This window comes from Paracoccus sp. N5 (assembly GCF_000371965.1).
In the GTDB taxonomy this organism is placed as follows: domain Bacteria; phylum Pseudomonadota; class Alphaproteobacteria; order Rhodobacterales; family Rhodobacteraceae; genus Paracoccus.
The window spans coordinates 248,097-267,125 of the sequence record NZ_AQUO01000002.1 but is presented as its reverse complement, the minus strand read 5'-3'; the positions used below and the strand labels follow the sequence as shown (position 1 = coordinate 267,125).

13 protein-coding genes are annotated in these 19,029 nt (G+C 66.6%); 5 read left to right on the top strand and 8 right to left on the bottom strand.

Translation table 11 applies throughout. The annotated features are described in order from the left end of the window. The first annotated feature begins 260 nt into the window (after positions 1 to 260). Positions 261 to 1,817 carry an AMP-binding protein gene (locus PARN5_RS0115740; protein ID WP_018000730.1) on the top strand — a complete coding sequence of 519 codons (1,557 nt, stop codon included), beginning with the start codon at positions 261 to 263 and terminating at the stop codon, positions 1,815 to 1,817. Between the two features lie 73 nt (positions 1,818 to 1,890). Next, positions 1,891 to 2,919: a TRAP transporter substrate-binding protein gene (locus tag PARN5_RS22365; RefSeq protein ID WP_018000729.1), complete on the top strand. Its 1,029-nt coding sequence runs from the start codon at positions 1,891 to 1,893 to the stop codon at positions 2,917 to 2,919. A 160-nt stretch (positions 2,920 to 3,079) separates the two neighbouring features. Here PARN5_RS22365 and PARN5_RS0115730 read toward each other — a convergent pair whose 3' ends face one another. From PARN5_RS0115730 to PARN5_RS0115695, 8 genes are all read right to left on the bottom strand, one after another. Further along, positions 3,080 to 3,838: an SDR family NAD(P)-dependent oxidoreductase gene (locus PARN5_RS0115730; RefSeq protein ID WP_026155492.1), complete on the bottom strand. Its 759-nt coding sequence runs from the start codon at positions 3,836 to 3,838 to the stop codon at positions 3,080 to 3,082. A 38-nt stretch (positions 3,839 to 3,876) separates the two neighbouring features. Then, the gene (locus tag PARN5_RS0115725) at positions 3,877 to 4,557 is read right to left on the bottom strand and encodes a nitroreductase (RefSeq protein ID WP_018000727.1); all 681 of its coding nucleotides are present in this window, start codon (positions 4,555 to 4,557) and stop codon (positions 3,877 to 3,879) included. A gap of 13 nt (positions 4,558 to 4,570) precedes the next feature. Further along, on the bottom strand, positions 4,571 to 5,623 hold the full coding sequence (locus tag PARN5_RS0115720) for a phosphotransferase family protein (RefSeq protein WP_018000726.1): 1,053 nt from the start codon (positions 5,621 to 5,623) through the stop codon (positions 4,571 to 4,573). Beyond that, on the bottom strand, positions 5,620 to 6,864 hold the full coding sequence (locus PARN5_RS0115715; protein ID WP_018000725.1) for an acyl-CoA dehydrogenase family protein: 1,245 nt from the start codon (positions 6,862 to 6,864) through the stop codon (positions 5,620 to 5,622). The genes PARN5_RS0115720 and PARN5_RS0115715 overlap by 4 nt, the downstream gene beginning before the upstream one ends. Positions 6,865 to 6,926: 62 nt before the next feature. Next, on the bottom strand, positions 6,927 to 8,564 hold the full coding sequence (locus PARN5_RS0115710) for an AMP-binding protein (protein ID WP_026155491.1): 1,638 nt from the start codon (positions 8,562 to 8,564) through the stop codon (positions 6,927 to 6,929). A gap of 171 nt (positions 8,565 to 8,735) precedes the next feature. Next, the gene (locus PARN5_RS0115705) at positions 8,736 to 9,524 is read right to left on the bottom strand and encodes an SDR family oxidoreductase (RefSeq protein WP_018000723.1); all 789 of its coding nucleotides are present in this window, start codon (positions 9,522 to 9,524) and stop codon (positions 8,736 to 8,738) included. 220 nt (positions 9,525 to 9,744) lie between these two features. Further along, a complete protein-coding gene (locus tag PARN5_RS22360; protein ID WP_036744978.1) occupies positions 9,745 to 10,782 on the bottom strand; it encodes an MBL fold metallo-hydrolase in 1,038 nt (345 codons plus the stop codon). Between the two features lie 121 nt (positions 10,783 to 10,903). Next, complete coding sequence (locus tag PARN5_RS0115695; protein ID WP_157404053.1) at positions 10,904 to 13,645, bottom strand: LuxR C-terminal-related transcriptional regulator; 2,742 nt, start codon at positions 13,643 to 13,645, stop codon at positions 10,904 to 10,906. A gap of 124 nt (positions 13,646 to 13,769) precedes the next feature. Here PARN5_RS0115695 and PARN5_RS22355 point away from each other — a divergent pair, with 124 nt between their 5' ends. The 3 genes from PARN5_RS22355 to PARN5_RS0115680 are packed head-to-tail and all read left to right on the top strand — an operon-like array spanning position 13,770 to position 18,999. Beyond that, positions 13,770 to 15,698, top strand: a complete 1,929-nt coding sequence (locus tag PARN5_RS22355; RefSeq protein WP_018000720.1) for an AMP-binding protein — start codon at positions 13,770 to 13,772, stop codon at positions 15,696 to 15,698. Positions 15,699 to 15,752: 54 nt separating this feature from the next. Next, the gene (locus tag PARN5_RS0115685; protein WP_018000719.1) at positions 15,753 to 17,420 is read left to right on the top strand and encodes an acyl-CoA dehydrogenase family protein; all 1,668 of its coding nucleotides are present in this window, start codon (positions 15,753 to 15,755) and stop codon (positions 17,418 to 17,420) included. A 34-nt stretch (positions 17,421 to 17,454) separates the two neighbouring features. After that, positions 17,455 to 18,999 (top strand): AMP-binding protein, encoded by a 1,545-nt coding sequence (locus tag PARN5_RS0115680; protein ID WP_198289614.1) that lies wholly within the window; start codon positions 17,455 to 17,457, stop codon positions 18,997 to 18,999. The last annotated feature ends 30 nt before the right edge of the window (positions 19,000 to 19,029 follow it).

Below are 19,029 nucleotides of genomic sequence, written 5' to 3'. Positions count from 1 at the left end.
TATTGCGAAGCAAACGTCCCGGACGCGGCGGCCGGACGCCAGAATTGTCCCGCTGCCGCGTGTTCCAAAACGATGCTTGCGTTTTATATTCTCTATCATACAGTAATATTGCGAAACAAATTTGGCAAGCCGGCGCAATGATCGGTCCGCCGCTGGGGAATTGCGCCTTCTTGAGGAGGAAGACAGGCGCAGGCCCGGCCGGAATGCCGGCGCCGGAATGTCGATGAGTATGTCGTGAACGAGAGAGGGAGGAGAACGGGATGCAGGGAACGCTGCTGCTGAAACAGGCGGTGCATCGCAACCCGCAAGGCGTCGCCACGGTCTGCGGGACTCGCAAGCGCCACTGGCACGAGCTGGGTGATCGCATACCGCGCATGGCAGCGGCGCTGCGCGGGTTGGGTCTGGAAAACGGCGGCTTCGTCGCCACGCTGGCAATGAACTCGGACAATTACCTGGAGCTGTTCTACGCGGTGCCTTGGGCGGGCGGCAGCTTCGCACCGATGAATGTCCGCTGGTCGGCGCAGGAGAATCTCTATGCGCTGCAGGATTGCAACGCGGTGATCCTGTGCGTGGACGACGCCTTCGCCGAGCAGGGCCAGCAATTGCGCCGCGAGTTCCCCGGGCTCAAGGCCGTGATCCATATCGGCGACGCGCCCACGCCCGAGGGGATGCTGTCCTATGAGGACCTGATCGCCAGCCACCAGCCGGTGGCGGATGCCGACCGCAGGGGCGACGACCTCTATGCCGTGTTCTACACCGGCGGCACCACCGGCCAGCCCAAGGGCGTCGCGCTGAGCCATGCCGCGCTTGGCCATGCCGCGACCGCCTGGCTGGCGATGATCCCGGATGTCGAGGACCTGAGCTTTGCCTATGTCGGCGGCTTCTTCCATTTTTCGGGCGCGAGCCCGGTGCATTACATCACCATGGCCGGCGGCACCCATGTCGTGCTGCCCAAGTTCGAGCCGCTGACGATGATGCAGGCCATCCACGAGCACAAGGTCAGCAATGCGGTGATGGTGCCCACCATCGTCAACATGCTCATCAGCCATCCCGATTTCGACAAGTATGACCTGTCGAGCCTGCGCACCTGCGTCTATGGCGGCTCGCCCATGCCCGAGGCGCTGATGGCCGCAGCGGCGGCGAAACTGCCGCACCTGCGGTTCTACCAGATCTACGGCATGACCGAGACCGGCGGCTTCGCCACCATGCTGCGCTGGCGCGACCATGTTTTCAGCGGCCCCAAGGCCGAGCGGATCCGCTCTTGCGGCCAGCCGGGGCCCGGGGTCGAGGTCAAGATCGTGTCGCCCGACGGCGAGACCTTGCCACCCCGCCAGCTGGGCGAGATCGCCATGCGCTCGGACTATCTGATGATGGGCTATCTGGGCAAACCCGAGCAGTCCGCCGAGGTGCTGCGCGACGGCTGGATGTATTCCGGCGATGCCGGCTATCTGGACGAGGACGGCTATCTCTATGTCGCCGACCGCGTGAAGGACATGATCGTCACCGGCGGCGAGAATGTCTATTCGATCGAGGTCGAGCGGGCGCTGTTCCAGCATCCCGCCATCCACGAGGCGGCGGTGATCGGCATCCCGTCCGAGGAATGGGGCGAGCAGGTCCATGCCGTCGTCGTCCTGAAACCCGGCGCGACCGCCACCGAGGCAGAGCTGATCGCGCATTGCCGCACCCTGATCGGCGGCTACAAATGCCCCAAATCGGTCGAGTTCCGCACGGAGCCGCTGCCGCTGGCGCCCAAGAATACCGTGATGAAGAACCTGCTGCGCGATCCCTACTGGGTCGGCCACAAGCGCAAGATCTGACTCGACGGATGGTCTGCCCAAACGAGGCAGACCTTTCCTCCGCCCCCGCGGCGGCAATAACAGGGAGTATCGAATGACGTTTTTCAACCGTGCCGGTGTCCTTGCCGGCCTCATGCTGGCGGCCGGTGTCGCGGCAGCCCAGGCGCAGGAGGTCACGCTGCGCTATTCCAACTGGCTGCCCGCAGGCTATGCGCTGGACGTCGCGTTGATGGAGCCGTGGATCGCCGCCATCGAGCAGGCGACCGAGGGCCGGGTGAAGATCCAGAAAAGCCCCAAGGTCGTGGGCAGCGTCGCCTCGCAATACGACGTTGTGGCCGACGGGATGGCGGATATGTCGCTGATGGTGCTGAGCTATGCCCCGGGCCGCTTCCCGCTGGTCGAGGGAATGGAACTGCCCTTTGCCAGCGACGACGAGTCGCGCACTTCGCCCGCCGTCTGGGCCACTTACGAGAAATTCCTGGCCGACAGGGACGTGTTCCCCGATGTCGTGCCGCTGGCCATATTCCAGACCGGCGTGTTCCACGCCTTCACCACCGGGCGCGACCTGTCGCTGGTGGACAACTGGGCCGGCGCCAAGATCCGCACCTCCAGCCCGTCGCTGACCCGCATCGTCGAGCTGATGGGCGGCGCGCCGGTCAACAAGCCGGTGTCCGAGGTCTATGAGCTGGCGTCCGGCCGGGTGATCGACGGCGCGACCACGCCCCCCGACGCGCTGCTGGGCTTCAAGCTGGACGACGTGCTGAACACCATGACCTTCGTGCCGGGCAGCCTCGGCTCGACCACGGTTCTGGTTTCGGTCAACCCCGACGCCTGGGACAGGATTTCCGAGGCAGACCAGCAGGCGATCCGCAAGGTCTCGGGCGCAGCGGTCGCCAGGATGTCGGGCGACCTGCACCGCAAGGAAACCGAGGCCGCCATCGCCAAGATGCAGGCCAAGGGCATGACCGTGAATCGCATGGGCGACGCGGAACTGGCGAAGATGCAGGAGCGGGTGGCGCCGCTGACCGCCGAATGGCTGGAGAAGGCCAAGACCGCCGGACTGGAAAATCCGCAGGAGATGCTGGATTTCTTCCGTTCCGAACTGAACCGGGCCGCGCAGTAAGTTCCCTCTTGTCTCGCGCGGATCGGGGGCGAGCCTTTCGAGGCTCGCCCTACTTGCCGGAACACGAACCAGGTATTTTCGCGATGTGCCGCCCATCTTGCGACACCGCCCGGCTTGCGCCGCGCGGTTTCGCTGTTGCGAGATAGCGGCGCCCCGCGGGTCAGATATGATCGGTGGGCCGGACCACCACCTCGGCCAGCGCGACGCGGCGGGGGCGGGTGACGATATGGGCGATGGTTTCGGCCACGTCCTCGGGGTGCAGGTATTCCACATCCGCAAGGATGCGCGACAGTCGGGCTTGCGCCGCCGGCGCCTGATGGTCGAACAGCTCGGTCTGCACGGCGCCGGGCTCGACGACCGAAACGCGGACATTGCGCCGGGCGAACTCTTGCCGCAGCGCCTCGCTGAAGCCGTTGACGCCGAACTTCGTGGCGTTGTAGACGCCCGCCGTCCCCGCCGCGACCCGGCCCGCGACAGAGCTGACGTTCACCACGTCGGCGACGCCGCGGGATCCCTGGGCCGCCTCGACCAGATGCGGCAGCGCCGCCTTGGTGATGGCCAGCAGGGCCATCAGGTTCAGATCGACCATCTGCTCCCATTCGGACAGCGGGCGTTCGATCGAACTGCCGTTCAGCATCACGCCGGCCGCGTTGACCAGGATATCCAGCCGCCCCTCGGCCGCGACGACATCCGCCACCAGTTGCGCCGGGACATCGCGGCAGGCGATGTCGGCGGCCAAGACCCGCGCCGCGCCCCCCGCTGCGGCGACCCTGTCGGCGACCTCGGCCAACCGCTCGGCACGCCGCGCCACCAGAACCACCCTGGCGCCCTGCCTCGCAAGTTCGACCGCCGTGGCCGCACCGATCCCGCTCGAGGCGCCGGTCACCAGCGCCACACATCCTTCCAGCCGTGCCGTCATTCGCTTCTCCTCAGACCATGATCGCATTCCGTCGCCGGTCAGGCCGAATATCCGTCGCGATGGAAGACCACCGTTTCATCCAGTCCGGCGCGGCCGACCCGCGCCCGGTTGGCATCCACCGCCGCGTCCTCGTAGCCGAACGAGATGCCGAAGATCAGCCGATGCGTGTCGGGCAGGCCGAGATGGTCGCGGACGATTCCGGGATACAGCCCCAGCGCCCCCTGCGCACAGGAGGAGATCCCCCGCGAGGTCAGCAGAAGCATCAGCGTCTGCGCATAGATGCCCAGATCGACCGCCTCGCGCTCCTCGAACGTATGGTGAAGGAAGATCAGCGCGGCATGCGGCGCGCCGAAGAAATCGAGATTGCGGCGATAGGCCCAATCCCGGCGCGGCCGGTCGTGCCGCTCGATCCCCATCGCTCCGTAAAGCTGCATGGCGGCATCGATCTGGCGCGCACGATAGACGCCCTCGAACTTGCGGTCTGCGGCGAAATCCGGGTCCGGCGGAATCTCGGCCTGGGCTGCCGCCACCATCTTCTGGCCAAGGCTGCGCAGGCTTGGTCCCGACAGGACATGGGTGATCCAGGGCTGGATATTGCAGTTCGAGGGCGCCTGCTGGGCCAGGCCCAGCACCTGGCGCAGGATGTCCTGCGGCACCTCGTCCGGCAGATAGCCGCGCACGGAGCGGCGCTTTGCCACGGCATCGTCGATGTTCATCATACCGTGTCTCCTCCTAGAGGCCGCTGCGGGCGGCGATCTCCATCCCCCGGCGCGCATAGGCGGCGGCCAGCCGGCGGCCAACGCTTGCGGAATCGGGTAGCGTGCTGTTGCCCTGCTCACCGCGCCAGGCGACCCCGGCGCTGCCGACCGCGGCGCGGAACATGGCAAAGACCCGATGGAAATCGGTCATCCGCTCGGTAGTTCCGGCTTCGGAATAATAGCCCTCCAGGTAATCCGCCTCGGTCGGGATGCCCTCGGCCGCCAGGTCGAGGCCCAAGAGACCGCCGTTTTCATCGGGGGCCATGTGCCAGGCCTGGGTGTTGAAGGCGACGTCGACCAGCGGATGGCCCAGGGTCGAAAGCTCCCAGTCCAGCACGCCGATGACGCGCGGCTCGGTCGGGTGGAACATCAGGTTGCCGATCCGGCAATCGCCGTGGCACAGCGACAGAAGCTCGCTGTCGGGGATGCGGCCGCCCAGCCAGCCCAGCATCCGGTCCAGATCGGGGTTGTCGTCATCGCCCTTGCGGTATTGCTGCCAGAGCTGCGACCAGCGGCTGATCTGGCGCTGGAAGTAATTGCCGGGACGGCCGAAATCGCCAAGACCCGCCGCTTGGAAATCCAGGCTGTGGATCGCGGCCATCGTCCGGGCCATCGCGCCGTAGATCGCGCCGCGCTGTTCCGGCGCCATGCCGGGCAGCGAATATTCGGTGAAGACGCGACCGTCGAGCCATTCCATCAGGTAGAAGGGCGTGCCCAGCAGGCTGGCGTCCTCCTCGTAGTGAAGCAGTTGCGGCACCGGGACGGCGCTGTCGCCAAGCGCCCCCATCACCCGGAACTCGCGGTCGATGGCATGGGCGGACTTGGCAAGCTTCATGCCCGGCTGCTTGCGCAGCACCGCCCGCCAGCCATCGGCGGTGACGAAATAGGTCGGGTTCGACATGCCCCCCGTGGTCGGCACGACGGCAAGATCCTGCACCGCCCGCCCCAGGAAGCCGGTCAAAAAGCCGCGCAGGGCCTCGATGTCGAAATCGGCGCCGGGCGCACGGGCTGCGGCTTGCGCGCTCATTCCGCCCCCCTTCCGCCAAAGCCGAACAGCTTCTGCGCGATGCGGCGCTTCTGCACCTCTTCCGAGCCCTCGGTGATCTTGTAGCGCCGATGGTGGCGGTAGATGTGCTCGAACGGCATGTGGCGGGAATAGCCCAGGCCGCCATGCACCTGCATGGCGAAATCCGCCGCCCGGCAGACCAGGTTGTTGGCCATGTAGTTGCAGATCGAGACCTCGTCCGACATGGTGGCGGGGTCCTGCCGGTCCATCTTCCAGGCGGTGCGGAAGACGTAGTTGCGCACCACCTCGCATTCGGCGTGCAGCTCGGCCAGCGGGAACTGGATCGCTTGGCGCGAGGCGAGGGATTCGCCGAACAGCACCCGTTCCTTGGCGTATTTCACCGCCTCCTGGATGCAGTAGCGCGCGGCGCCCACGCTGCCGGCCGCCTGGCGGATGCGGTTTTCGTGGATGAACATCATGGCGATCTTCAGCCCCTCGCCCTCGACATGCAGGATGGCGCTGTCGGGCACGCGGACATCCTTCAGCTCGACCTCGGAATGGTCGGTGGGCATGTTGAAGGTCCAGTGGTTCATCACGATGCGATGACCGGGCGTGTCGGTCGGCACGATGAAGGCGGTGATGCCGCGGGCCTCGCCGTCCTTGCCGCTGGTGCGGGCAAAGACCAGGTTCGCCTCGGCGCGGCCGACCTGGCTGTTCCAGCGCTTGCGGCCGTTGATGATCCAATGGTCGCCGTCCCGCACCGCCCTGGTCTCCAGCCAGGTCGCGTCCGAGCCGTGGCGCGGCTCGGTCAGGGCAAAGCTCAGGTGGCGCTCGCCGGTGATGATGCCCTCGATATAGACCTTCTGCGCCTCGGTGCCGTATTTGGCGATGGCGGGCACGATGGGAAAGTTGCCGACGACCGAGTTCTCGTCCTGAAGATCGTTGTGCAGGCCCAGGCCCTTGGCCGCCAGATGTTCGCGGATCGCCGCGTTCATCAGGTTGCCCGCCGCCTGGCCGCCGCAGCTTTCCGGCAGGCACAGCCGCAGGTGCCCGGCCTTGTCGGCCCGGCGCTCCATTTCCGACAGCAACGCGCGCCACTCCTTGCTGGGTGCGCCGTCGTTTTCCCAATCGGTGCGGTAATATTCGCGCCGGTGGTCGAAGAACCGGACGTTTTCGCGCTCGAGCGGCTTGATCTCGGCCTCGATGAAGGCGTCGAGTTCGGCCAGCTTGTCGGTGACGGCCTGCGGCAGTGTGAAATCCATGTCACTTTCCCGGGTGATTGCAAGGGTGCGGGGTGGATCAAGGCGCCCCCGCGGCGCGCGTTTCAGCAGGCGGCGTATTTCGCCGCCTGTTCCTTCAGCGTGAATTTCTGGATCTTGCCGGCGGCATTGCGGGGCATCGTCTCGATGACCTCCACGGCCTCGGGCCAGTATTGCCTCGCCGCCCCGCTGCCCTCCATCCAGGCGCGCAGGTCTTGCATGGTGAAGGGCGCGCGGTCAGCCAGCACGAGAAAGGCGCAGGCCCGTTCGCCCATGCGCCGGTCGGGATAGCCGACGATCGCGGCATCGGTGACGCGGGGGTGGCGATAGAGGATCGTCTCGATCTCGACCACCGGGATATTCTCGCCGCCGCGGATCACAATGTCCTTGGAACGGCCGTTGATCCGGATATAGCCCTCGGCATCCATATAGGCGAGATCGCCGGTGTCGAACCAGCCGTCCGGCCCGCGGCCATCGAGCCCCGGCCGCTTGTAATAGCCCAGGAACTGCTGCGCGCCGCGGAACCAGAGCCGCCCGGTCTCGCCCTGCGGCAGGGGGTTCAGGTCCTTATCGGCGATCAGCAGTTCGACCCCCTCGACCGCACGACCGTCGGTGGTGGCGGATTTTTCCTGTGCGCGCTCCGGTTCGGTCAGGCTGCCCGCCAGGCTTTCGGACATGCCCCACAGCGAGGACACGCCCAGGTTCATCATCTGCCGCGCGCGCTCGATGACCACGGGCGGGATCTGCGCGCCGCCGCACAGGAAGCTGCGCAGATCCGGCACCGGCCCGCCCCTGGCGATGACGTTGCAGATGTCGGACAGGAAGGGCGTCGCGGCCGCCATATGGGTTGCGCCCTCTCGCGCCATGATCGCCACCCCGGCCTCGGGCTCCCAGACGTCCTGAAGCACCAGCGTGCCGCCGCAATGGATGCCCTGCAGCATCATCGCGGTATAGCCGGTCATGTGCCCGAAGGGCGCGACGGCGAAATGCACGTCCTCCGGCGTCAGGCCGAGACGGTTGCCCAGCGCGGTGACGCAGGCGACCTGGGTGTTGAAGCAATGCATCACCCCCTTGGGCTCGCCGGTGGTGCCCGAGGTATACATCAGCAACGCCATCTCGCCCGGATCGGCGGGCGTGCCCGCGGCCGCCGGAACCGGCGCGGCGCCGGAGTTCATGACGAGCCGGTCGAAGGACTGCGGACCGTCGCCATCCACGACGATCACGTGCTGCAACGCGGGAAGCTCGGGCCTCAGCCGATCGATCATCTGCGGAAAGTCGTGGCCGCGAAAGCTTTTCGGGATCAGGATCGCCCTCGTCTCGGCAAAGCCCAGCATGAAGCGCAATTCGCGTTCGCGAAAGATGGGCATCAGCGGATTGGGCACCGCGCCGATCCGGCAGGCGGCAAAGGCAGCGACCACGAATTCCCACCAGTTCGGCAGCATGAGCCCGACGACGTCGCCCCGGCCGATGCCCAGCGCCCGCAGCGATCCCGCCGCCTGCGCCACCGCATCGCCCAGTTCGGCATAGGTCATCACCTTGGCGGGGATGTCGAAGCCCCGATCCTTGCGATAGGCGACCACCGCCTTTTTCCGGGGCGATGCGGCGATCGCCGATTCCAGCAGATCGTCGAAGGTCCTGTCCTGCCACCAGCCAGCCGTCCGCATGGCCCGGGCATGCGCCGCGAGATCGAATCCGTCGGACATGATTTCCTCCTCCTGCCGGGCATCGGCGCGGATATCGGCTTGGCGCATTCCGCAAATGATACGCTGGACTACTATATCCAAGCATAGCAAATTCGGCTGCGTCAAGCTTTCTGTGCCGCGCTGAAGACCGGGTTGCGCCCGGCTTGCCTGGGCGCAGGGCCCGGTGCTGCTTCAGTAAACGAACTTTCCGGCCGGATGGGTGGCGGAAATTCCCCCGTCCACCGGCAGCAGCTGACCGTCCATATAAGACGAATCGTCCGAGGCCAGGAAAGCCGCCACGGCGGCCATGTCATCGACATGCCCCGGCCGCTGCAGCGGGGTCAGCCTGCCCAGCCGGTCCTCCTTGCCCGCATTGCGCGCCCAGTCGAACATGGATTTGGTCAGGCCCGTCTCGGTCAGGCCGGGCAGGATCGCGTTCACCCGCACCTTCTGGCCGGCAAAGGCGCAGGCTGCCGTCATCGTCAGGTGGTTCACGGCAGCCTTGGCCGCGCCATAGGCCTCGGTCCCGCCCCGCGCCCGCAGCGAGCCGGTCGAGGAGTTCAGGATGATCGACCCGCCGCCATGCGCGGCCATGTAACGGCCCGCGAGCTTGCAGGCGATGAAGGCCGGGATCACGTTGTCGCGGAACATGCCCTCCCATTGCTCCACCGTCTGTTCAAGGAAGGGCATGACGGAATCGGTGTTGCCGGCATTGGCGAAGAAGATCTCCAGCCCGCCCAGATCCTGCACGCAGCGGTCGATGGCGGCCTGGACGGCGGCCTCGTCGCCGGCGTCGGCGACATGAGCGATGCAGGTGCCGCCTGCGGCGCGCACCAGTTCCGCGGTTTCCTGCAACGGAGCCTCGCGCCGGCCCGCGGCGAGCACGAGCGCGCCCTCGGCCGCGAACCGCAGCGCGCTGGCCCGGCCGATCCCGCTGCCCGCACCGGTGATGATTGCCCTTCGGCCTGCAAGTCGTTTCATGTTCCCCCCTCTCGGACCTTCCACCCCCGGTCCGCTATGGCTTATTCTAAGCTATAATATTATAATGAAGCTTCCCATATTCAGCGCCGAAAGCAAGAACTTTTCCCCGGTCACCATCCGCAATCCGCCATTTCCCGGCGAGCCGGCCCGGACCGTTGATCGCGCGTAGCGGATGCAAAGCCGGGCTGATGCTTAACGGCCTGCGCGCGGGCTTCGCGCGTCACCGCGCAAGGGTCATCAGGCTGCGGCCGTGCTCTTCGACGATGGCGAGCTGGCCGCGGCGAATCAGCCGGTTGGCATGGGCGAGAGTCTCGGTGAAGGCGAAGCCCATCTGGTGGGGGTCGAGCTGGCGGTGGAACAGCAGGGGGATCAGCTCGGCCGCCGAATGCGGGCGGTCGGCGCAAGCAGCAAGGATGATGTCGCAGCGGTTTTCATGGTGCCGGATCAGTTCGCGGCAGCGGGCATGCAGCCCGCGGAACGGGCGGCGGTGCCCGGGCAGCACCAGGACGTCGTCCGGAATCTCGGTCTCGATCAGCCGCAGGCTGCGCAGGAAATGCCCCAGTGGATCGCTGGTCGGCTCGGTCGCCTCGACGCTGATATTGGGGCTGATCTTTTCCAGCACCTGGTCGGCGGCCAGGAACAGCCTTTCCTCGGCGCAATACAGCATGACCTGTTCCGGCGCATGCCCGTCCCCGGTCAGGACGCGAAAGTTGCGGTGGCCGATGGCCAGGCTGTCGCCATGAACCAGTCGCTGGAAGGTCATGGGCAGGGGCGCGACCCGCAGAAGGTATTCCTTGCCCTGGATCGCGACCAGCCCGGCGGTTTCCGCCGTCATTCCATGGCGCAGGAAGAAATCGAAGTTCTGCCGCACCGCCTGCTCGCTGCGCCCCTGCGAGATCAGCTGAGCCAGCGCATAGCTGCTGAGGCTGGTCAGAAGCTGGGCGCCGTGCTGTTCATGGAACCAGCCGGCCAGACCGATATGGTCGGGATGGTAATGCGTGATGATGACCCGGCTGATCCGCAAGCCCGACAGCGGACCGGCGAACAGGGATTGCCAGACGGCAAGCGCTTCCGGCGTGCGGATGCCCGTGTCCACCACCGCCCATCCGTCATGGTCCCGCAGCAGGAACACGTTCACATGGTCCAGCAGATAGGGAAGCGGAATCCTGACCCACAACAGCCCTTCCGCAATCGCCTGCACCTCGCCATAGGCGGGCGGCTCGGCAAACGGAAATTCCAAGCCAGAAAAGTCGGTCACAGGGAAGCTCCTCGCAGCGGGTTGATCCCGGACCAACCTGTTTCATCACACCGGCGCCCCCGATCCAGGAATTCGCATCCATGGAGCCGGTCACGCACCGCCTTGCCATCCATAGCGCAGTTCATTCGGAATAGACCATGGCCGCGACGGTGCGGTTCGGGACATCGAGCTTGGTGAAGATGTTCTTGAGATGCCATTTGACGGTGTTCCGGCTGAGATTCATGATCTCGCAGATCTCGGGATTGCTCAGTCCCGACTGGACCAGCCGCATCAATTCCCGCTCGCGCCCCGTCAGCGGCACGCCAGCATCCGCAGGCCGCGGGGATTCCGTGCTGCCGGGCTCTTCAATGCCCAGGTGCGCCAGCAGGCGCGACAGAAAGGCGCGGTCGTCGGGATTGGGAAAATGCTCGGCGCGGAAAGCCCGGCTGGCCAACAATGCGTCGATGTCCGGCCTGTGGCGCCGGAACGCCTCGACCATCTGGCGGCGGCGCGCCAGCAGCAGCGCCGTCCGCAGCCGGTTCGCCGCTTCGGCGTCGTCGCCGCGCTGCCGCGCCAGCGCCATCAGCACCAGTTCAAGGCGGGCCTGGCGCAGGGTGCGGCCGTCATGCTCGGCCACGTCCCGCTCGCGCTCGGCCAGCTTGCGGGCGGCGCCGGAATCGCCGATGCCCAGCAGCAATTCGATCGCGGTCATGGTGATGATGTCGCGGGTGCGGGGCAGTATTTCGCCCCCCGCGAGCCTGACGCAACCCTCGGCCGGATCCAGGCCGATCGCCGCCGCCTCGGCCTGCGCATCTGCCACCCGCCCGAGCGAAACCAGCCGGCGGATCAGATAGCAGGAGAACATCAGCCGAAGCCGGAATGAATAGCGCGTCACCACGGATTTCAGCCGGAGAAGGACCGGATCGCTCTCGTCCCCGTTCCAAAGCTGCAACGCGGCATCGACGGCGCACATGCTGGTTCCGACGTTCCCGTGCTTGTGCATGCTGCGCAAGGCCCGGGCCAGCAGCTCGCGCGCCTTCTCGTGATCGCCCGCTTCGATGGCGCATTTCGACGCCACCGAGCTGATGAGGTCACACAGATCGGCATCCGCCCCCAGTGCCTGCTCGGCCCGGGCGAGCGCCTGATCGATGATCTCGCGCGCGCGAAAGACATTGCCCTCGTAAAGATAGCTGGCGCCCAGGATCAGGTCGCACCAGCCGGTCAGATAGGGCGAGCGCACCTCATGCGCCAGGGCCCGAGCCCGCCACAGGCAATCCCGTGTCTCGGCAAAGCGATAGGCCGTCAGGTGATAGGCCGCCATGACCGACAGGACCCAGGCGTGATCGAACGGGTCCTTGTCATGGCCGGAGTCAAGCCATTGCCGCGCGTGGCGCCCGGCCAGCGGCAGGTCGTCGCGCAGAAAGGCCAGCGCCACCGAAAGATGCTCGACCCGGTGCATCAGGCTGCCGCCGCCCTCGCCTCCACCGCGGGCCATGCTGCGCAGCTGCTCCAGATGGCGGCCGGCCGAGGCATGGCGCAGGTAGAAGGTCAGGGCGAAGACATGCCAATAGCGGGTCTCGAAGCCCAGCGGAACGCCGGCCGCGATCAACTCGTCCACCACCTCGACGAAATAGCGCATCCGGCACATGTCGCGCACCAGGCTGGGCGCGGCGCGTTCAAGGACCTGCGCGATCAGGCTGTCGCTGCGGGTGCTGCGGGCCGCGGCGATCGCCTCCTCCCACAGCCGGTTCTCAAGCGCCCGCAGGGCCATGTCCCGGCAGAACGCCACCCGTTCGGTTTCGGGGATCGTCTGTTCGGCCTCGGCCCGCAGCCTGTCGCGCAGCAGTTGATGCATGCGGAAGCGCTTGCCCCGGCCCGCCACCGGCATGATGAACATGCCCTGCGCCAGCATGCTGTCCATGTGCTTCTGGACATTGCCCGCGCCGATCGCCTTGCCGACCTGCCCCGGCTCGAAGCTGGGCAAGAGCGAGGCGAACAGAAGGAAACGGTGCATCTGCGCCGGCATTGCCGCCAGCACCTTGCGGTCGAACCAGTCCCGCAGTCCCGGTGCCGCGCCGGAAAACCGGCTGAGCATCCCCGATCCGCCCTCGGGCCCGTCCAGCAGCATCGCGACCAGCCGCAGCCCGGCGGCCCAGCCCTCGGCGCGCTCCAGCAGCGCCGGAAGCTCCTCGGACCCGATGGACTGCACCGCCCTGCCCAGCATCTCGCGGGCCTCGGCATCGGCAAAGGCCAGCTCCTCCACGCCATGCTCGCGCAAGGCGCCGCGCATCAGCGCGCCCACCCGGTCATAGCCCAGGCTGCGGTTCGAGGTCAGCAGGAAATGGATGCCGGGGGGCGCAAAGTCGAACAGCGCATCCAGCGCACCGGGGGCCAGCGATTGGGTGCAGTTGTCGATATTGTCGATGCAGATCAGGAAAGGCCGGGGCAGGCTTTCCAGCAACGGCCACAGGATGCGGTCCTGCGCGCCATAGATCGGACCCTGTTCCGTGAGCAGGCTCGGCGCCACGCCGGGCACCCATGCCGCGATCTGCCGCGACAATTGCAGGATGACCGTGTCCAGATCGTCGTCCAGATAGCCCAGCCCCAGCCAGACTCCCGGCAGGCCCGCATCCCGGCGCCATGCCCGAAAGACCTCGGCCAGGACCACCGTCTTTCCCCATCCGTGCGGAGATAGCAACGTCTCCACCGTCGCCAGCCCGCTGGGCTTTTGCAGGGCGCGGCTGACAAGGTCGGCCATGAGGCGGGTCCTGACGACGGGAAAGCGGAAATCGGGCGGCGCATCGACAAAGCTGTCGTGATCCGTCCGGGTGACGTCGGGCGCCCGCACCGCCGGGGCTTGCATCCTCCTTGCCTGCTGCTTCATTGGCCCGCTCCTCCCGCCAAAAGCATAGCCCAGGAAATTCGGCTTTGTCCCACCCACGTGGGTGGCGGCCGGAACCGGGCGCGGAGCTAGCTTCCGATCAGGGGAAAAGGAGGAGGAACCTGGCATGCGCGTTTCCGGATCAGCGACCGAGAGGCCCATCGACAGCGCTGTCGCGGGCAAGGCGATCCACCGCATGCGGCTGCGCACCGTCGAGGACCGGCTGGCACTGGAGACGATGGCGCCCGCCAGCATGCTGCCCGACGACAGCATCCACGGCTGCATCGCCGCGGCGGCGGCCATCGAGCCGGACAAGGCCGCAATCATCTTCATGCCCGGCGCCGAGACCGGAGAGGCCATTTCCGTCAGCTATGCCGAGCATCTGGACCAGATCGAAAGGGCGGCGGTGCTGTTTCACCAGTCGGTCAACCCGGATGGCGGCAGCCGCCCGCCGGTGGTCTCGGTGATCGCCCCGCTGCATCCGCTGGCCATGGCCGCGACCTGGGGGGCGCAGTCGGTGGGCCTGGTCAATCCGGTCAACCCCTTTCTTGCCCCCGCGGGCATCGCGGCGCTGCTGAAGGCGTCGGGAACCGATATTCTGGTCTGCGCGACCTCCGCCCTGGGCCAGGGCGTCTGGGACCAGATGGACGAGCTGCTGGCGGCGGCGCCGAACCTGCGGGCGGTGTTCCTGATCGGCGATCCCGACGATCCGCGCTCGCTGGAACGCGCCCTTGCGGGCGTGGACCGCGCCCGCTTCGCCGCGCTGCCCCGGCGCGGCGGCAATGACGAATGCACGCTGATGCCGACCGGCGGCACCACCGGCGCCCCCAAGCTGGTCCGGCACACCCATATCAAGACCCTGCTGAACGCCTGGATGATGGGCGCGCTGATGGGCAGCGCACGCGAGGATGTCGTGGGCCAGGGGATGCCGCATTTCCATGTCGGCGGGCTTGTCTGCGCAGCATTGCGGGCCCTGATCTACGGGCAAACGGTGGTGCTGATGTCGCCCGACGGCTATCGCAACAGCCAGGTCGTCGCGCGCTTCTGGCAGATCGCCAGGACATTCGGGCTGACCAATGTCATCGCCACTCCGACCAGCGCCGCGGCCTTCATGAACCTGCCGGACGCCGCCGAGGGCCATGGCAGCATCCACACTTTCGCCTGCGGCGGCGCCACCATCCCGGTAGAACTGCTGCACGGCTTCCATGCCAAGTTCGGCATCCATCTGCGCGAGGTCTGGGGCATGACCGAATTTCACGGCGTGGTCTGCGGCCATCCCGACGATGGCAAGATGCCCCGGCTGGGCTCGACCGGGCGGGCGCATCCCTGGCATGAGGTCAGGGCCTTCAAGCTGGACGGGAACCGCTTTCTTGGCGAATGCGCGCCGGGCGAGCAGGGCGTGCTTGTCGTCCGGGGCGCCTGCGTCGGCGAGGGCTATCACGGCGACGGCGCGGATGAGCTTTTCGTCGCCGATGCTCCCGGAGAGGAGGTCTGGGGCATGACCGGCGACCTCGGGACCGTCGATGAGGACGGCTATGTGTGGATCCACGGCCGCGAAAAGGATCTCATCATCCGCGGCGGGGCCAATATCGACCCCAAGGTGATCGAGGAGGCGCTGCAAAAGCATCCCGCCGTGCTGATCCCGGTGGGCATCGGCTATCCCGATCCCCGGCTTGGGGAAAAGCCCATGGCCTTCGTGCAATTGCGGGAAGGATGCAGCGCGACCGAGGACGAGTTGATGGCCGTCGCCGCCGCCCATATCGCCGAGCGCGCGGCCCTGCCCTGCCGGATCTCGATCCTCGACCGCCTGCCGATCACGGGCGCGGGCAAGCTGGACAAGCCCGCCCTGCGCCACCGCGCGATCCAGGACGCCGTTGCGGATGAGTTGCGGCGCCTCTTTCCCGGCGTTTCGCCGGAAATCCGCATCGACGCGCTCAACAAGCGGCCGGTCGCGCTGGTCAGCGGCCTGGCCCCGGTGCTTCGCGACGACGCAGGGCGCCAAGCCTTCAAACATGCATTCGCACCCTATGCATTCGCAGTCGAGGCACGGGACTAGCGCCGGATCGGTCGCGCCCCCCTGCCCATCACCACAGGAAGAAATGGATCAAGAATGGCATATCTGCAGCCCCGCACCGAATTGCGGACCCACAGCGTCGAAAACCAGTCCGGGCCGCTGGAAGGGCTCAACGCGTTCGAAAACGACATTGCCCTGAAGGAAGCGGTCCGGCGCGGCGGCGCCAGTTGGGCCGAGGCCAACCTGACCAGCCTCGGGGCCAAGATCTATGACCCCGCCTGGATGGAGCGCGCCGAACTGGCGAACCGGGTCACGCCCGAACTCAAGCGGTTCGACCGTTTCGGCAGGCGCGTCGACACGGTCGAGTTCCATCCGGCCTATCACGACATTATCGGCATGGCCTTCCAGCACGACCTGCACGCCCTTGCGGCGCGGGAAACCCGGCAGGGCGCCCATGTCGCGCGCAGCGCCGCCGAGCTGATGTTCGCCCAGCTTGAATGCGGGGTCCTGTGCCCCATCGACATCACCTATGGCGTGATCCCGATGCTGCGCATGCATCAACCGGACCTGGCCGAACAATGGGTGCCGCTGATGCTGTCCCGGGACTATGACCCGCGGCCGATCCCGCATTGGGAAAAGACCGGCGTCACCATCGCCTTCACCTCGACGGAAAAGCAGGGCGGCTCGGACATCCGCCGCAACTCGACCTTTGCCACCCCGGTCGGGGAGCCGGGGCCCGGCCGGGAATACCTGATCCGCGGGCACAAGTGGTTCTGTTCGGCCGCCGGGGCCGACGTGATCTTCGTCGTGGCGCAGGCCGAAAAGGGACCGTCCTGCTTCCTCGTGCCGCGCTGGCTGCCCGACGGCAGCCGCAACCCGATCCAGCTGGAACGGTTGAAAGAAAAGATGGGCAACCGCTCGAACGCCTCGACCGAGCTGGAGTTCGAGAACACCCATGGCTGGATGGTCGGCGAGGAAGGCCGCGGGATTCCCACGGTGATGGAGTTCATGCGCCACACCCGGCTGGGCTGCGGCTTCATCCCCGCCGGCATCATGCGCATGGCGCTGACGCAGTCGATCCACCACACCCGCCACCGCTCGGCCTTCCAGCGCCGGCTGGTGGACCAGCCGCTGATGCGCAACGTGCTGGCCGACCTGGCCATCGAATCCGAGGCGGCGACCACGCTGATGATGCGGGTGGCCGAATCCTTCGACGGCCACGCGCACGACCCGCACGAACGCGCCTTCGGCCGGATTTCGGTGGCGGTCGGCAAATACTGGATCAACAAGCGCGTCGTGCCCTTTGTCCATGAATGCATGGATACGCATGGCGGGGCGGGCTACATTGAGGAATCGCCCATCGCGCGCTATTTCCGGGAAAGCCCGCTGAACGGCATCTGGGAAGGCCCCGGCAATGTCATCAGCCTGGACATCCTGCGTGCCTTCCGACGCGAGCCCGAGTCGGGCGAGGCGTTCTTCGCCGAGCTGAACCGGGTCAAGGGCGAGAGCGCGCCGCTTGACGCGGAAATCCGCGACCTGGCCGAACGGGTGCGGGATTCCGAACTGTCGGACCTGACGGCGCGCCATCTGGCGGAAAGGATGGCGATCGCATTGCAGGCCAGCCTGCTGCTGCGCCACGCCCCCGAGGCGGTGTCCGAGGCCTTCCTGCGCACCAGGCTTTGCCGCGAGGGCGGCACCTGCTTCGGCGCCTTGCCCGCCGACATCAAGTTCGACGCCATTCTTGAACGCGCATTGCCGGAATGACGGCACGGGCTGCATGGGAGGACAAGCGATGCGCATGACATCGGTATTGCACAACTGCGAAAAACTGCACGCGGCCGCGCCTGCGGCGATCCATGGCGACAGGATCACCACCTGGAAGGAACTGGTCCGCCGCGTCCGCCGCCAGGCGGGCATGTTCACCGCACTCGGCATCAGGCCGGGCGACCGGGTGGCGGTGCTGGCGCTGAACAACGACCGCTATTTCGAGCTGCTCTATTCGGTGCCGTGGATGGGCGGGGCCATCGTGCCGCTGAACACCCGCTGGTCGCTGGACGAGCTTGACCGCGCCATCAGGGATTGCGGCCCCACGATTCTGGTGGCGGACGATGCCTTCCTGGACATGGCGCGCCAGCTGATCGCGAAGAATACCGGCCTGCGGGGCATCTTCATCGGCGAGGCCCCCTGCCCCAAGGATTTCCTCGACCTGGAAGCCGAGCTTGAGCGCCATCCGCCGGTCGATGAACATCAGGGCTCCGGCGACGACGTCTGGGGGATCATGTATACCGGCGGCACGACCGGCCACCCCAAGGGGGTCACGCTGACCCATACCAACGTGTTCCTTGCCGGGCTGTTCCTGCTTTCGACCTGCGGCTATACCGATGCGACGCGCTATCTGCATATCTGCGGGTTCTTCCACATCATCTCCACCATGCCGCTGGTCGCGATCTCGGTCGCCGGGGGCTGCCATGTGATCGAGCCGAAATTCGATCCCGTCCCGACCATGGCCGTGATCGAAAGGCACAAGGCCAATGCATCGACCTTCGTGCCGACCATGATCAACATGATGCTGCATCATCCGGAATTCGACCGCCACGACCTGACCAGCATGGGCAAGTGCATCTATGGCGGATCGCCCATTCCCGACGTGCTGATCGAACTGATGATCCGGAAGCTGCCGACCTGGGAATTCATCCAGGGCTACGGCCAGACCGAGGTGGCCGGGATCCTGACATGCCTGCCCTGGGCGGCGCATTTCGGCGAAGGCTCCGCCAACAAGCGCCGGGCCACCGGCCGCAGCGTCTATGGCGCGCATTTCAGGCTGGTCGATCCCGATGGCAACGAAGTCCCGGCCGGGATGCCGGGCGAGGTGGTGGTGCGCGGTCTCAACGTGATGAAGGGCTATTGGAACAACCCGCAGGCCACCGACGAGGCGATCCGCGACGGCTGGCTTCATACCGGCGACGTCGCCGTGATGGACGAGGACGGCTATATCACCGTCGTCGACCGCCTGAAGGACATGATCGTCTCGGGCGGCGAGAACGTCTATTCGGTCGAGGTCGAGAACGCGATCCGCTCGCATCCCGCCGTGCAGGAATGCGCCGTCATCGGCCGCCCCGATCCGCGCTGGGGCGAGGCGGTCCATGCGGTCGTGGTGCTGAAGCCCGGCCAGACCGCCTGCGAAGGCGAACTGATCGCCCACAGCCACAGCCGCATCGCCAATTACAAATGCCCCCGCTCGGTCGAGATCCTTGACGAGATGCCGATGTCGGCCGCGGGCAAGATCCAGAAGGGGGATCTGCGCGAACGCTTCTGGGCGGAGCATAAGCGTAGCGTTCACTAGCTTTCCCGACAGCCTGCGAAAAAGCTCATC

What these genes read in the sequence shown, in the direction of transcription:
- PARN5_RS0115720 (WP_018000726.1), bottom strand. Translation starts at nt 5,623, where the DNA reads ATGAGCGCGCAAGCCGCAGCCCGTGCGCCCGGCGCCGATTTCGACATC.
- PARN5_RS0115685 (WP_018000719.1), top strand. Translation starts at nt 15,753, where the DNA reads ATGGCATATCTGCAGCCCCGCACCGAATTGCGGACCCACAGCGTCGAA.
- PARN5_RS0115705 (WP_018000723.1), bottom strand. Translation starts at nt 9,524, where the DNA reads ATGAAACGACTTGCAGGCCGAAGGGCAATCATCACCGGTGCGGGCAGC.
- PARN5_RS0115715 (WP_018000725.1), bottom strand. Translation starts at nt 6,864, where the DNA reads ATGGATTTCACACTGCCGCAGGCCGTCACCGACAAGCTGGCCGAACTC.
- PARN5_RS0115710 (WP_026155491.1), bottom strand. Translation starts at nt 8,564, where the DNA reads ATGTCCGACGGATTCGATCTCGCGGCGCATGCCCGGGCCATGCGGACG.
- PARN5_RS0115695 (WP_157404053.1), bottom strand. Translation starts at nt 13,645, where the DNA reads ATGAAGCAGCAGGCAAGGAGGATGCAAGCCCCGGCGGTGCGGGCGCCC.
- PARN5_RS0115730 (WP_026155492.1), bottom strand. Translation starts at nt 3,838, where the DNA reads ATGACGGCACGGCTGGAAGGATGTGTGGCGCTGGTGACCGGCGCCTCG.
- PARN5_RS0115680 (WP_198289614.1), top strand. Translation starts at nt 17,455, where the DNA reads ATGACATCGGTATTGCACAACTGCGAAAAACTGCACGCGGCCGCGCCT.
- PARN5_RS22355 (WP_018000720.1), top strand. Translation starts at nt 13,770, where the DNA reads ATGCGCGTTTCCGGATCAGCGACCGAGAGGCCCATCGACAGCGCTGTC.
- PARN5_RS22365 (WP_018000729.1), top strand. Translation starts at nt 1,891, where the DNA reads ATGACGTTTTTCAACCGTGCCGGTGTCCTTGCCGGCCTCATGCTGGCG.
- PARN5_RS0115725 (WP_018000727.1), bottom strand. Translation starts at nt 4,557, where the DNA reads ATGATGAACATCGACGATGCCGTGGCAAAGCGCCGCTCCGTGCGCGGC.
- PARN5_RS0115740 (WP_018000730.1), top strand. Translation starts at nt 261, where the DNA reads ATGCAGGGAACGCTGCTGCTGAAACAGGCGGTGCATCGCAACCCGCAA.